We start from the raw sequence: 13,237 nt of genomic DNA, 5'->3' as shown, positions 1-13,237 counted from the left end.
ATCACAAGGGAGTTCACACAGGTCATGAGCACCACGCTGGAACACAATGCCGACGCGACCCGCTACGAGATCTATCTGGACGGCACTCTCGCGGGCTACGCCGACTACGCGGAGCAGGTCGACGGCGACGTCAAGGTCCGCGATATCCAGCACACCATGACCTTTCCCGAGTTCCGAGGCCGCGGCGTGGCCGCGCAGGTGGTCGAGTTCGCGTTGAACGACGCCCGCACCGAGGGCTTCTCGATCATCCCCACCTGCTGGTATGTGGAGAAGTACATCGGCGAGCACCCCGAATACGCCGATCTGGTGGCCTGATTCGCTAGTTGGCGCGGTGGTGCCGCCGCTGCCAGACCCGGAAATGCCGGTCGGCGCTGCCCACCATCGCCTCCCCCACTTTCGCGTCGTCGAATCCCGGCAACGACTGCAACTTCGTCAGGAACACGGTGTCGGCGGCCGAGTAGGGCACCACGCAGCCCTTACCGGTCGCCCCGATGAGCACGAAGAACACGTCCCCGGCGAACGGCCCGTCCGCCGCGGTGATGATGCGCACCTCGGCCAGTTCCGTCCACGCGACCTCTTCCACCCGCCCGTCGGCCAGTGTCCGCCGCACGAAGGTGTCGTTGATTTCGACTCCGGACATGGCTCCATAGTGCCCCCAGCATCCCGGCCCGAACAGCCCTCGAACCCGTGCTTTACCTGAGGAAGCGGGAAAGAAAAACCCTGGCGAACCCGCCTGCCGCACATCGGGGGCGAACCGTTTCCCGGAGCAATTCTCCAGCTACTGAAGAGTTTTCGACGTGCCGCGATCCCGCGCGTCATCCGGGCAACCATGGATTCGTCCACAGCGATTCACAGCAGATTCCATGCTGAGTGAAGTATTTACCTTTCACCAGGCGGGTTAGTGTCCCGGAGCCCCCTCGACACAGGGGTTTTCGACAACTCGGGAGACACAATCCTTATGAAGAAGTCGGTTCTCGCTCGCTCGGGCGCCGGAATCGCCGGGGCCGCGGCCGTCGCCGCCGCCACCATCGCGATGGCCCCCGCCGCCTCGGCCCAGATCGCCATCACCACCTCGACGGCCTACTGCGCCGACACCACCTACACCGTCACGCTGCCCGCGGCCGACGCCGCGACCATGGCGAGCCAGTACGGGGACAACAACTTCGTGCTGCAGGCCACCAACACCAGCACCAATGTCACCTGGTGGTCGGCCGCGCAGGCCTCGGTCTCCGGGCAGGACCTGACCTTCCAGTGGACGCCGTCGCAGTCGATCCCGGCCTCGGGGACCGCCACCGGCACCTGGAACCTCTACATCACCGAGGCGCACGTCGCCGCGACCGCGCTCGGCCCGATCTCGCTCACCGTCGTGCAGACCGCGCCGCAGGGCACCACCTGCCTGCCCGCGACCGGCACCGGCAGCTCCACCCTGTCCCCCGCCGGCAGCCTGCTGTCCACCCTGCTCGCCACTCTGCTGCCCACCCTCTCCTCGGGCCAGTAACCCGGGACGGCCGAACCGCGTAGCCGCGCGCGAACTTCGGTCCAGCCCAACCCTGGACCGAAGAACACCGGAGGCGGTCCCGAATTCGGGACCGCCTCCGGGTGTCTCATCGCGCTGCCGGGACAGGGATCAGCGCAGGATCTGGCGGGACATGACCAGACGCTGGATCTGGTTGGTGCCCTCGTAGATCTGGGTGATCTTGGCGTCACGCATCATGCGCTCCACCGGGAAGTCGGTGGTGTAGCCGGCGCCGCCGAAGAGCTGCACGGCGTTGGTGGTGACCTCCATGGCCACATCCGAGGCGAAGCACTTGGCGGCCGCGGAGATGAAGCCCAGGTTCTTCTCGCCACGCTCGGCGCGGGCGGCCGAGGTGTAGACCATCAGGCGCGCGGCCTCGACCTTCATGGCCATGTCGGCCAGCATGAACTGGGTGTTCTGGAAGTCGGCGATGGCCTTGCCGAACTGCTTGCGGTCCTTGGTGTAGGCGATCGCGGCGTCCAGCGCGCCCTGCGCCAGGCCGACGGCCTGCGCGCCGATGGTCGGGCGGGTGTGGTCCAGGGTCTGCAGCGCGGTCTTGAAACCGGTGCCCGGCTCGCCGACGATGCGGTCGCCCGGAACCTTGCAGTTCTCGAAGTACAGCTCGGCGGTCGGGGAACCCTTGATGCCCAGCTTGTGCTCGAGCGGGCCGACCACGAAGCCCTCGTCGTCCTTGTGGACCATGAACGAGGAGATGCCGTTGGCGCCCTTGTCGGCGTCGGTCACGGCCATGACGGTGTACCAGTCGGACTTGCCGCCGTTGGTGATCCAGCACTTGGAGCCGTTGATGATCCAGCCGTCGCCGTCCTGGCGCGCCCGGGTGCGCATGGAGGCGGCGTCGGAGCCGGCCTCACGCTCGGACAGCGCGTAGGAGGCCATCTTGCCCGCGACGATGTCGGCGAGGACCTTGGTCTTGAGCTCCTCGGAACCGTTGAGGATCAGGCCCATGGTGCCGAGCTTGTTGACGGCGGGGATGAGCGAGGAGGAACCGCAGACGCGGGCCACTTCCTCGATCACGATGCAGGTGGCGACCGAGTCGGCGCCCTGGCCGCCGTACGCCTCGGGCACGTGCACGGCGTTGAAGCCGGCCGCGTTGAGGGCGGTCAGCGCCTCCTCGGGGAAGCGGGCGTTGCCGTCCACATCCTTCGCGTAGGGGGCGATCTCCTTCTCACACAGGCCGCGGATGGCCTCGCGCAGCTCGTGGTGGAAGTCCTCGAGCTGGAACAGGTTGAAATCGGGGTTGCCCGCCATGGGGTTGTCTCCTGGTCGTCTCGCCGCTGGGTGCCCAGCATCGCCAACTTGTACGGCACTCAGTGCCATTTGCAGCCAACTATACGCCGCGATATCGCGGCCACGTGCGGGTACTTCATCACAACGTTGTGGCACGCAGTGTCAAAGAGCCCACCGCGGTCACGTCACAGCGTATCGAGACGACGGGCCAGCAGGTCGGCGACCTGCCGGGGCGCCAGATCGCGCGGGAACACCGCCACCACCATCTGATCCGACCCCGTCGCGGCGTCGCGGCCGGCCCCTCCACGCGGAATCGCCGCCAGCGCCGACCGCAGATCCTCCGGACTGGCCGCCGACTCGCCGCGCACCATGCGCCGCAGCAGATAGTTGTGGGTCGCCGTCACCGCGGCGGTGAACTGCACCAGCGCCAGATCCGAAGTCCCCGGCAGCTTCCGGCGCAGGTAATCGGTGAACAACCGCTCGTAGCGGAACACCGTCACGATCTCGCGTTCCCGCAGCGTCGGCACCTGCCGCACCACCCCGTAGCGGCGGGCCGCCAGGTCCCGCCACTGCGTGAACCGCTCGAACACCTCGACCACGGCGTCACACACCGCATCCCACGCATCCCCGTGCGCGGCGTCCAAGAATGCCCGCGCCTGCGTCAACTGCGACTCGTGATCGGCGAAGACCACGTCCTCCTTCGACCGGAACTGCCGGAAGAAGGTGCGCCGCGAGATCCCCGCCGCCTCCGCGATCTCGTCGACCGTCGTTGCCTCGTAACCCTTTTCGGCGAACAACCGCAACGCCTGATCCACCACGGTCAATCGGCGTTCGGTCGAATCCGCGTCGGCGCGCGGCCGCGCGGGCTGGTCGTTGGGCATCCGCCAACGGTAGCCCGGCGCGGGAGCCCGGTGGCTCAGCCCAGCAGTTTGTTCCGCAGCGCCTCGTCCTTCTCCAGGACGAGGGTTTCCAGGTCGGCCTGGAATCGTTCCATGCGCGAACGCAATTCGGGGTTCGCGGTGGCCAGGATGCGCGCCGCCAGCAGGCCCGCGTTGCGCGCTCCGCCGATCGAGACGGTGGCGACCGGAACACCGGCCGGCATCTGCACGATCGACAGCAGCGAGTCCATGCCGTCGAGGTACTTCAGCGGCACCGGGACGCCGATCACCGGCAGCGGGGTCGCGGAGGCGACCATGCCGGGCAGGTGGGCGGCGCCGCCCGCGCCCGCGATGATGACCTTGATGCCGCGGTCCGCGGCGGTCTTGGCGTAGTCGAGCATGCGCTGCGGGGTGCGGTGCGCGGAGACCACGCCCACCTCGAAGCGGATCCCGAACTCGGCCAGCGCTTCCGCGGCGGCTTCCATGGTGGGCCAGTCGGAGTCCGACCCCATGATGAGGCCAACCTGGGCGGTGTCAGTCATGGTGCGGATCCCATCCGTCGGTCCAGATCGCGTGCGACATCCAGTGCGCCGCGCGCTCGGCTTTCTCCCGGGTCTCGGCGACGTCGTCGCCGAGGAAATTGATGTGGCCGATCTTGCGGTCGGGGCGTTCGCCCTTGCCGTAGAGGTGCACCTTGGCCTCGGGGAGACGGGCCGAAAGATGGTGCAGGCGTTCGTCCATCGACATCGCGGGGGCCTGCGGCGCGCCCAGGATATTGGCCATCACGGTGACCGGGGCCAGCGGCTTGGTGCTGCCCAGCGGGTAGTCCAGCACCGCGCGCACATGCTGCTCGAACTGGCCGGTGCAGGCGCCGTCCATACCCCAGTGGCCGGAGTTGTGCGGGCGCATGGCCAGCTCGTTGACCAGCAGGTCGCCGGAGTGGGTCTCGAACAGCTCCACCGCCATCGCGCCGGTGACGCCGAGCTCGGCGGCCAGGCGCAGGGCCAGCGCCTCGGCCTCGGTGGCCTTGGCCGGGGACAGGTTCTGGGCGGGCGCGATCACAACCGCGCACTGGCCGTTGCGCTGCACGGTCTCCACCACCGGCCAGGCCGCGGCCTGACCGAACGGGGACCGCGCCACCATGGCCGACAGTTCCCGCTTCAGATCCACCTTGGCCTCGGCCATCAGCGCGACCCCGTGCGCCAGCTGGTCCTCGATGATCGGGGCGGCCTCGGCGGCGTCGGCGGGCATCCAGACGCCGCGGCCGTCGTAGCCGCCGCGGACCGCCTTCAGCACGAAGGGCCAGCCGTGCGCGTCGGCGAAGGCGACCGCGTCGGCGACCGAGTTCACCTCGGTGTAGGCCGGGATCGGCACATCCAGCTCGGCCAGCTTGCGGCGCATGCGCAGCTTGTCCTGCGCGAAGATCAGCGCCTGCGGCCGCGGCTGCACGTTCACGCCCTCGGCGATGAGCGACTCGAGGTGCTCGGTGGGCACGTGCTCGTGGTCGAAGGTCAGCGCGTGCGAACCCACCGCGGCCTTGCGCAGCGCGGCCAGATCGTCGTGGCTGCCGAGCACCACGTCGGGGGTGACCTGTGCGGCCGGGTCGTCGGGCCGTTCGGCGAGCACGCGCAGCCGCTGGCCCAGCGCGATGGCCGCCTGGTGGGTCATGCGCGCGAGCTGGCCGCCGCCGATCATGGTGACGGTGGGCATCGCGGAGGAATCGAAGGAACGGGCGCTCACGCTGCACTATGTTGTCATGACACCCACCGGCGGCTCGCCCGCGGGTCGCGTGACAGGTATCGGCGAGTCCTCCGACGGGTCGCTGCCCCGATTTGTACCGGCCCGACACAGCCCAGGCGAGAGACGTAGACTCGCACCGTGTCATTTGTCGATGAAGTGGTCAATCGCCTGCCCGCGCCGCTGCGGGCCCTCGCGGACCGCCATTACGAACTCCTGAAGTTCGCGATTGTCGGTGCGACCACGTTCGTGATCGACCTCGGAATCTTCTACGTCCTGAAATGGACGATCATGGACACCAAGCCGACGGTGGCCCGCATCATGTCGGGCATCGTGGCGGTAATCGTGTCCTACATCCTCAACCGGGAATGGACGTTCGACAAGCGCGGTGGTCGCGAGAAGCACCACGAGGCGCTGTTGTTCTTCCTGGTCAGCGGCATCGGCGTCGGCCTGGCCGCGCTGCCGCTGTGGGTGTCGAGCTATGTGTTCGACCTGCGCCAGCCCAATGTGAGTTTCACCGTCGAGAACATAGCGGACTTCGTCAGCGCCTTCATCGTCGGCAACCTGCTGCAAATGGCATTCCGATTCTGGTCCATGAAGAAGTGGGTCTTCCCGGACGAAATGCAGGAGCTCCAGGACGAATTCGAAGACCTGGTCAACGAGAACGAGGAACAGCTGGGTCACAGCTGAGGGTGACGATCAGGCGGACACCGCCTGCCGGACTTTCCCCGATTGTCGCGGTTCCGCCGTGTAAGCGGGCCTGCTGAACCACCAGTGCGAGACCCAGGCCACTGCCCTGCGTCGAGCTCGCCCGATAGAACCTCTCGAAGACCCGCTCGCGATCCGCGGCGGGAATGCCGCACCCGTTGTCGTCGATGGTCAGCACCGCGTGACCGTCCGCCGGGTGGGCCGCGATCTCGATCCGATCCGCGCCGCCGTGCCGCACCGCATTGGTGACGGCGTTGTCCACCACCGAGCGCAGGCCCGCGGCCAAGCCGCGCAGGCGAATCGGCTCGACCCCGTCGGTGTCGATCGTCACTCCCGGATATCGCCGCCGGGCGTCGTCCACCACCTGGTCGACCGCCTCCCCCAGATCCAGCTCCGCCCAATCCGATTCGGTGGTGAGATCGCCCACCGCGAGCCGCTCCAGCGCGTGCAGGGTGGCCTCGACCGAACTCTGCGCGCTCAGCACGTCATCCAGGATCTCGGCGCGTTCGGTCTCCGACAGCGGCATCGACCGCAGCACCTGGAGATCGGTGCGCATGGCCGTCAGCGGGGTGCGCAGCTCGTGCGCGGCGGTCGCGGCGAAATCCCGCGCCGTGACCAGCGCCTCGTCGGTGTGGCGGCGCTCGGTGGCGATCCGCCCGAGCATGGTGTTCATGGCCCGCGCCAATTCCGTTGTCTCACTGGCCACCGGACGCCGTGGCGAGTCCAGGGCGAGCCCCTCCCCGAGCCCGGCCGTCGCCGCGGTCAGCCGCCGCAACGGCACCACGGCACGATGCGCGGCCAGCCAGCCGAGCACGCCGGCCAGCGCCACTCCGGCCAGGCCGATCAGCACGATCCGGACCCGTTGCCGGGTGGCCGTATCCGAGGCGACCGCGGTGGGGACGGTCAGCGCGACCGGCTCACCGTTCAGGGCGACGGTGCGCGAGAACTCCGCATTCGGATCGCCCGGATCGATGCGGGTGATCAGCACGCCGGGCGACGGGGAGGCCGGCAGCGCGGGCAAGGCGGTGGGCGGTTGCGCCGGAGCGCCCGGAACCGGTTGCGCGGGAACACCCGGTTCCGGCAGGCGCACGGTGTCGGCGGGGGCCAGTGCGATCGCGCTCACGATCCGGCCCACCTGGTTCGACGCCTCCGCGGGCGCGAAGGCGAACAGCACCACCGACATGACCGCCACCACCACCGCGGCCGTCGCGGCGCTGGCCAATGCCACGCGAGCCCGCAGGGACAGGGCGATCCGGCCACGCGGCCACAGCCGTCGCGGCGTCCGGATCACGGCTCGGCCCGCAGCACGAAACCGACGCCGCGGACCGTGTGGATGAGACGCGGGCACCCGGTGTCCTCGATCTTTCTGCGCAGGTAGGAGACGAAGACGTCGACCACCTTGGTCTGGGTTTCGAAGTCGTAGCCCCACACCCGATCCAGCAGCTGCGCACGCGAGAAGACCTGTCCCGGCGCCGAAGCCAGCGCGGCGAGCAGATCGAATTCACGTTTGGTGAGCTCCAGCGGGGTGCCGTCGATCGCGGCCCGGCGCGCGCCCGGCAGCACCGTGAGCGGGCCGACCGTGATGCGGTCGTCGGAGACGTGGGCGGGCGCGGGGGCCCGGCGCAGCATGGCGCGCAGCCGCGCCACCAGCTCACCCAGGTCGAAGGGCTTGGTCAGATAGTCGTCCGCACCCGCCTCCAGGGCGTCTATGCGATCGGTGACCTCGGCGCGGGCGCTCAGCACACAGATCGGGATGTCGTTGCCGAGCGCGCGCAGCGCCGTCACCACCTGGACGCCGTCCAGATTCGGCATGTTCAGGTCCAGCAGCATGGCCTGCGGGGCGTCGGTGGCGATGTGGCGCAGCGCGGCGGCCCCGTCCGCCGCGGTCTCGACCTCGAAACCCGACATCCGGAGCCCCCGCGCCACCGAGGTCAGCACCCTGGCATCGTCGTCCACAATCAGAATCCGGGGACCGGTCACGGCATCAGACGATACGGGCGCGGACTGAGAAAACTTCTCAGCGAGCCGGGTTCAACACGATGGTGCGCGAGGGCGTGTGGCCGTCCGGCACCGCCACCACGGGGCCGTCGGGCAGGGCGACGCCCGGTTCCGGCGGGAGCGCGGGAATCGAGTCCGGCCCGATCCGCTCGCCGGGCTGGAGCTGCCGCACGATGACATTGCCGTCGCGGTCCTTGATCACCACCGTGCCCGGACCGGTCGGCTCGCCCGGCAGCGCGGGCAGGGCCGGTTCGCCCGGCAGCGCCGGCTCGAGCGGCAGCGCCGGCTGGGTGGCCAGGGCCGGTCCGGAGCTACCCGTATCCGCCAGTCCGGCAATCGAATCCGGGGTGTCGGCGGTCGCGGTCGCGGGCAGGGCCAGGACGGTGAGCGCGGCGGCGCCGATGACACCGGCGGTCAGCGTGCGGCGAACGGTGAACGTGGGCATGGGATCTCCTGCTGTTCGTCGACGATCGCTCGTCGGTTCCTGTTGACCGGACCCAACCTAGGACCCGAGTTCTCAGCACCGGATAACGAAGAGTTAGAGAACCGATAGAAGATCAGCGCGGCTCGGTGCCCACCGAGATCGGGCGCGACGCCACCCCCGACGAACCGAGGAAGACCGCGAACAGCGCGGGGCGGCGGCGCTGCAGCTCCAACCGCCCGCCGTCGGCCTCGATGAGCGCGCGAGCCAGCGCCAGCCCCACACCGGTGGACCCCGCCGCCGAGAAGCCGCGGTCGAAGATGTGCGGCGCCAGCTCATCTCGCACGCCGTCGCCCTCGTCGGCGACCTCCACCACCACCAGCGGCTCACGGTCGTCCATGCGGCCCGCCACCGTGCGCACCGACACCGTGCAGGTGCCGCCGCCGTGCATGAGCGCGTTGTCGACCAGCACGGCCAGAGCCTCGCGCAGGCGCGAACCGGTCACGGGCGCTTTCAGTGTCGGGTCGCCGAGCAGCACCAGTTTGCGTCCGGCCTCGGCGAACGGATGCCGCCATTCCGCTACGACACTGCGCAATTCGGCCACCACGGGCACGGGGTCGCGTTCGGCCGCACCCTCGTCGCGGGAGGCGCGGACCAGTTCGTCGATGGCGTCGGTGAGCCGATCCACCTGCGCCATCGCCTCTTCCGCCTCGTGCACCACGGCCGGGTCGGCGTGCGCGGACAGTTCGTCCAGGCGCAGCCGCACCGCGGTGAGCCGGCTGCGCAGCTGATGGGAGACATCGGCGACCAGCGCGTGCTCGCGTTGCAGGCGGCCCGCGATCTCCACGGTGGCCGAATCCAGCACGTCGGAGACGCGATCCAGTTCGGTGATGCCGTGCCGGCGCGGATCGGCGCGGAAGTCGCCCATGGCCAGCCGGGCCGCGCGGGCCGCCACATCGCGCAGCGGGTCGGCCACCCGCCGCGCGGTCACCACCGCCACCGCGATGCCCGCGCCCAGCGAGATGAGCACCAGGCCCAGCACCGCGCCGAGCGCCTGCCGCTGCATGGAATGCATGGGGGCGGACGGGATTTCGAGGCGCAGCGAACCGTTGATGCCCATCGACCAGGACTCGGCCAGCGGATCGAGCACCGTCTCCGCGCCGATGTCGATCCGCTTGTTGTTCTCCGACTGGGTCGGATAGATGATGGTCAGCTTGCCGTTGGCCGGGATCAGCAGCCGCACCGCCTTGGTGTCGAGTTCGCCGTACACCATGCCGTCGTGCTCCTGCCGGATCACCTCTTCGGAGATGCTGTTGAGCCGGTTGCGCAGTTCGTTGCGGCTGATGTCCTCGACCCACTTCCAGGCCGTGAACGCCAGCGGCACACCGAGAACCAGGGTGGTGAGGGTCAACGCGGCCACCATGGACAGCAGGATTCTGCGTCTCATCGTCGAGATGCCTCGCTTCGCCGGGGCTTCGGGGGTCACACGCGCACGGAACAGCACAGCAGATCAGGCAGAGATTTCGAACGGCTAGTCGGTATTGAACCGGAAGCCTACGCCGCGCACGGTCACGATACGCCGCTCGGCCACCGGACCCTCGTCACCGATCTTGCGACGCAACCACGACATGTGCATGTCCAGGGTCTTGGAGCCGCGCAGATCCGCGTCGCCCCACACCTCGCGCAGGATGGTCTCGCGCGAGACCACCTGCCCGGCGCGGTCGATGAGCACCTTCAGCAGCTCGTACTCCTTGTTGGCGAGGTTCACCTCGACACCGTTCACCAGCACCCGGCGTGCCGCCGGCTCCAGCCGGATGCCGCCGACCTCGACCGCCTCGTCGCCGATTCCGCTGCGGCGCAACAACGCCCGCACCCGGGCCAGCAGTTCGGCCAGCCGGAACGGTTTGCCCACATAGTCGTCGGCGCCCGCGTCCAGGCCGACCACGAAGTCCACCTCGTCGGTGCGCGCGGTCAGCATCAGCACCGCCAGCTCCGCGCCCCGGGCCCGCACCTGCCGGCACACCTCGAGCCCGTCCATACCGGGTAACCCGAGATCCAGGATGAGCAGGTCGTGACCACCCTCGAGGGCCCGCTCGAGCACGGCGGGACCATAGCTCTCCACGGTCACCGAATAGCCCTCGCGGCCCAGCGCCCGCGACAGCGGCGCGGCGATGGCCTCGTCGTCTTCGGCCAGCAGTACTGCGGTCACGGCATCAGCCTACGGGTACGCACCGGCGGAACCCTAGAAGCCGCCGCCGTTCGGATTCTTCTGCACCACATCGAAGACCTGGTGGTACAGCAGGTTGTGCACCCGCTGCACGTGCGGAATGTCGTCGTACTCCAGCGGATCCTCCGACGCCGAGCCGATGATCAGGGTGCCGGTGCCCAGCATGCGGTCGAACAACCCATGGCGGAACTGCACATTCGAGATCCGGTTCATCGGAATGTCGATGCCGGTGTGGGTGAGCACGCCCTGCCGGATCAGCACCCGCCGATCGGTCACGATGAAATGCGTCGACTTCCACCGGATCAGCGGAGCGACGCTGCGCCACAGCACGATCCCCGCCCACAGCGCCAGAATCGCGAGCAGCAGCCCGGTCCGCAGACCGTCCTCGGTATTGCGCGCCGCCACCCCCGCGCCGAATCCGGCCAATGCGGTAATCAGGATGAAAGTCACAGCGGGCCAGAACAACATCTTCCAATGCGGATGGCGATGCAGGAGCAGCACCTCTTCGGGCGCCAGTGCCTCCTCCGGATAACCCATGCCGAAACCCTATCTCGCCGAGATGCCGGAATGCCGCACGCGGCCCCGCGGACCCGGGGCACAATCGTGCGGTTGCCGGTAGCATCGTCGGCACGCGTTTGCCGTTCGTCATCAGCAGGCTCCACCCGGTGTGCAAGACACAGGAGGCGTGTGTGACCCGAGAGTTGACGCAATACCAGATACTTCGCGAGCTCGAACCCGTTGCCGAGGAGAACCTGAACCGGCATCTGTCGATGGCCAAGGATTGGCACCCGCACGACTACGTGCCGTGGGACCAGGGGCGCAATTTCGCCGCGATGGGTGGTGAGGACTGGGATCCGTCGCAGTCCACACTGTCCGAGGTCGCCAAGATCGCGATGATCACCAATCTGCTCACCGAGGACAATCTGCCCTCGTATCACCGTGAGATCGCCGAGAACTTCTCTCAGGACGGCGCCTGGGGCACCTGGGTCGGCCGCTGGACCGCCGAGGAGAACCGGCACGGCATCGTGATGCGCGACTACCTGGTGGTGACCCGCGGCGTGGATCCGGTCGCGCTGGAGCAGGCGCGCATGATCCACATGACCGGCGGCGCCAAGTCACCCGACGAGTGGGGCGGGTTCCTCGACAATGTCGCGTATGTGACGTTCCAGGAGCTGGCCACCCGCGTCTCGCACCGCAATACCGGCCGCGTCTGCGACGACCCCATCGCCGACCGCATGCTGCAGCGCATCGCCGCCGACGAGAACCTGCACATGATCTTCTACCGCACCCTCTGCGGCGCGGGCCTGGACCTGGTCCCGGATCAGGCGATCGACGCCATCACCAGGGTGCTCACCAGTTTCGTCATGCCCGGATCCGGCATGCCCAACTTCCGCCGCAACGGCGCGATGATGGCCAAGCACGGCATCTACGATCTGCGCCAGCACCTGGACGAGGTGGTCGCGCCGGTGCTCAAGAACTGGAATGTCTTCGAGCGCAACGACTTCGGACCGGCCGGCGAACAGGCGCGCGATACCCTGGCCGCGTACATGGAAAAACTGGGCAAGGACGTCGTGAAATTCGAGGAGCAGCGCGACCGCCTGCTCGCGCGGGAAGCAGCCCGCGGGGTGCTGCAGACCGCATGACCGTCACCCGTGTGCTGCGCGGGTGAAATAAATTCGGTTCGCTATGGTAGTCCCCCAGTGTGACGAGAGGAACTCCGTTGGGGGATGGCTATCTGGGCCGATACCGCCTCGACGAACTGCTCGGCAGCGGCGGGTCGGCGGAAGTGTGGCGCGCCCACGACACCGCGACGGATCGCACCGTCGCGCTGAAGCTGCTGGCGCCCGTGCTGACCGCCGACCCCGAATACCGGGAACGGTTCGAGCGGGAGGCGCGGGCCGCGTCGATGCTGCACGGACCCCACGTGGTCGCGGTGCACAGCTACGGCGAGCTCGAGGGCCGGCTGTTCATCGAGTCCGAGTTCGTCGACGGCCTCGATATCGAAGCCCTGCTCGAATGGGAGGGGCCGATGGCCCCGGACGCGGCCGTCGGGCTGATCGCGCAGATCGCCTGCGCCCTCGACGAAGCCCACGCCGCCGGGCTGGTGCACCGCGACGTCAAACCACAGAACATCATCGTCGCGCCCGACGACGTCGCCTACCTGATCGACTTCGGCACCGCGCTGCAGGACGGGCAGACCGCCATCACCCAGGCCGGCATGCTGGTCGGCACACCCGCGTACATGGCGCCCGAGCGTTTCGACGGCAATGTCTCGATCAGCTCGGACGTCTACTCACTGGCGTGCGTGCTCTACGAATGCCTCACCGGTGAGCGGCCGTTCCGGGTGAAGAACCCCGCCCAGCTGATGCGCGCCCACCTGGAACGCGTGCCCCAGCCGCCCTCCGCGCTGGCCCCGGCCGTCCCCGCGGCCCTCGACCGCGTCGTCGCCCGGGGGCTGGCCAAGGATCCGGCCGAACGGTACGCCACCGCAGGCGAATTCGCCG

The 13,237-nt window shown here is 68.7% G+C and carries 16 protein-coding genes; 5 read left to right on the top strand and 11 right to left on the bottom strand.

The window, feature by feature from the left end; genetic code table 11:
- Positions 1-24 precede the first annotated feature (24 nt).
- A complete protein-coding gene (locus tag ACWELJ_RS21635) occupies positions 25-315 on the top strand; it encodes a GNAT family N-acetyltransferase (RefSeq protein WP_452367937.1) in 291 nt (96 codons plus the stop codon).
- Positions 316-319: 4 nt separating this feature from the next.
- Here ACWELJ_RS21635 and ACWELJ_RS21630 read toward each other — a convergent pair whose 3' ends face one another.
- Complete coding sequence (locus ACWELJ_RS21630; RefSeq protein WP_357097672.1) at positions 320-640, bottom strand: hypothetical protein; 321 nt, start codon at positions 638-640, stop codon at positions 320-322.
- 318 nt (positions 641-958) lie between these two features.
- Between ACWELJ_RS21630 and ACWELJ_RS21625 the strand changes: the two genes are divergently transcribed.
- Complete coding sequence (locus ACWELJ_RS21625; RefSeq protein ID WP_452367936.1) at positions 959-1,498, top strand: hypothetical protein; 540 nt, start codon at positions 959-961, stop codon at positions 1,496-1,498.
- A gap of 129 nt (positions 1,499-1,627) precedes the next feature.
- Here the strand turns inward: ACWELJ_RS21625 and ACWELJ_RS21620 are convergent, their stop codons facing one another.
- The 4 genes from ACWELJ_RS21620 to ACWELJ_RS21605 all read right to left on the bottom strand — a co-directional run bounded on the left by ACWELJ_RS21620 (position 1,628) and on the right by ACWELJ_RS21605 (position 5,382).
- Positions 1,628-2,785, bottom strand: coding sequence for an acyl-CoA dehydrogenase (locus ACWELJ_RS21620; protein WP_357097668.1), 1,158 nt, complete (start codon positions 2,783-2,785; stop codon positions 1,628-1,630).
- A 164-nt stretch (positions 2,786-2,949) separates the two neighbouring features.
- Positions 2,950-3,645 carry a TetR family transcriptional regulator gene (locus tag ACWELJ_RS21615; protein WP_452367935.1) on the bottom strand — a complete coding sequence of 232 codons (696 nt, stop codon included), beginning with the start codon at positions 3,643-3,645 and terminating at the stop codon, positions 2,950-2,952.
- A gap of 35 nt (positions 3,646-3,680) precedes the next feature.
- Entirely contained in the window at positions 3,681-4,184 is a 504-nt protein-coding gene (gene purE / locus ACWELJ_RS21610; RefSeq protein WP_452367934.1) for a 5-(carboxyamino)imidazole ribonucleotide mutase, read from the bottom strand.
- On the bottom strand, positions 4,177-5,382 hold the full coding sequence (locus ACWELJ_RS21605) for a 5-(carboxyamino)imidazole ribonucleotide synthase (RefSeq protein WP_452367933.1): 1,206 nt from the start codon (positions 5,380-5,382) through the stop codon (positions 4,177-4,179). Before ACWELJ_RS21605 ends, purE begins: the two co-directional genes overlap by 8 nt.
- 138 nt (positions 5,383-5,520) lie before the next feature.
- On the opposite strand from ACWELJ_RS21605, the gene ACWELJ_RS21600 reads away from it, so the two are divergent.
- On the top strand, positions 5,521-6,069 hold the full coding sequence (locus ACWELJ_RS21600) for a GtrA family protein (protein WP_452367932.1): 549 nt from the start codon (positions 5,521-5,523) through the stop codon (positions 6,067-6,069).
- On the opposite strand, the gene ACWELJ_RS21595 is transcribed toward ACWELJ_RS21600, so the two are convergent.
- The 6 genes from ACWELJ_RS21595 to ACWELJ_RS21570 form a co-directional block, all read right to left on the bottom strand.
- The gene (locus ACWELJ_RS21595; RefSeq protein WP_452367931.1) at positions 6,035-7,315 is read right to left on the bottom strand and encodes an ATP-binding protein; all 1,281 of its coding nucleotides are present in this window, start codon (positions 7,313-7,315) and stop codon (positions 6,035-6,037) included. The genes ACWELJ_RS21600 and ACWELJ_RS21595 overlap by 35 nt on opposite strands.
- 59 nt (positions 7,316-7,374) lie before the next feature.
- Positions 7,375-8,067, bottom strand: a complete 693-nt coding sequence (locus ACWELJ_RS21590; protein ID WP_452367930.1) for a response regulator transcription factor — start codon at positions 8,065-8,067, stop codon at positions 7,375-7,377.
- Positions 8,068-8,104: 37 nt separating this feature from the next.
- On the bottom strand, positions 8,105-8,530 hold the full coding sequence (locus ACWELJ_RS21585; protein WP_452367929.1) for a hypothetical protein: 426 nt from the start codon (positions 8,528-8,530) through the stop codon (positions 8,105-8,107).
- 112 nt (positions 8,531-8,642) lie between these two features.
- On the bottom strand, positions 8,643-9,953 hold the full coding sequence (locus tag ACWELJ_RS21580) for a sensor histidine kinase (protein WP_452367928.1): 1,311 nt from the start codon (positions 9,951-9,953) through the stop codon (positions 8,643-8,645).
- A gap of 84 nt (positions 9,954-10,037) precedes the next feature.
- Positions 10,038-10,715, bottom strand: coding sequence for a response regulator transcription factor (locus ACWELJ_RS21575; protein ID WP_033085103.1), 678 nt, complete (start codon positions 10,713-10,715; stop codon positions 10,038-10,040).
- 33 nt (positions 10,716-10,748) lie between these two features.
- On the bottom strand, positions 10,749-11,270 hold the full coding sequence (locus ACWELJ_RS21570; RefSeq protein WP_452367927.1) for a PH domain-containing protein: 522 nt from the start codon (positions 11,268-11,270) through the stop codon (positions 10,749-10,751).
- Positions 11,271-11,422: 152 nt separating this feature from the next.
- Between ACWELJ_RS21570 and ACWELJ_RS21565 the strand changes: the two genes are divergently transcribed.
- Both ACWELJ_RS21565 and ACWELJ_RS21560 read left to right on the top strand, forming a co-directional pair.
- Positions 11,423-12,376: an acyl-ACP desaturase gene (locus tag ACWELJ_RS21565; protein WP_452367926.1), complete on the top strand. Its 954-nt coding sequence runs from the start codon at positions 11,423-11,425 to the stop codon at positions 12,374-12,376.
- A 59-nt stretch (positions 12,377-12,435) separates the two neighbouring features.
- Positions 12,436-13,237 (top strand): serine/threonine-protein kinase (locus tag ACWELJ_RS21560; RefSeq protein WP_452367925.1); only part of this gene is annotated, 802 nt, incomplete at its 3' end.

The sequence above is a fragment of the Nocardia sp. NPDC004582 genome (assembly GCF_053602115.1).
This window is presented reverse-complemented; position numbering and strand designations above follow the sequence as displayed.

Coding starts and splice junctions, on each gene's coding strand:
- ACWELJ_RS21635 (WP_452367937.1), top strand. CDS start 25: ATGAGCACCACGCTGGAACACAATGCCGACGCGACCCGCTACGAGATC.
- ACWELJ_RS21630 (WP_357097672.1), bottom strand. CDS start 640: ATGTCCGGAGTCGAAATCAACGACACCTTCGTGCGGCGGACACTGGCC.
- ACWELJ_RS21625 (WP_452367936.1), top strand. CDS start 959: ATGAAGAAGTCGGTTCTCGCTCGCTCGGGCGCCGGAATCGCCGGGGCC.
- ACWELJ_RS21620 (WP_357097668.1), bottom strand. CDS start 2,785: ATGGCGGGCAACCCCGATTTCAACCTGTTCCAGCTCGAGGACTTCCAC.
- ACWELJ_RS21615 (WP_452367935.1), bottom strand. CDS start 3,645: ATGCCCAACGACCAGCCCGCGCGGCCGCGCGCCGACGCGGATTCGACC.
- purE (WP_452367934.1), bottom strand. CDS start 4,184: ATGACTGACACCGCCCAGGTTGGCCTCATCATGGGGTCGGACTCCGAC.
- ACWELJ_RS21585 (WP_452367929.1), bottom strand. CDS start 8,530: ATGCCCACGTTCACCGTTCGCCGCACGCTGACCGCCGGTGTCATCGGC.
- ACWELJ_RS21580 (WP_452367928.1), bottom strand. CDS start 9,953: ATGAGACGCAGAATCCTGCTGTCCATGGTGGCCGCGTTGACCCTCACC.
- ACWELJ_RS21570 (WP_452367927.1), bottom strand. CDS start 11,270: ATGGGTTATCCGGAGGAGGCACTGGCGCCCGAAGAGGTGCTGCTCCTG.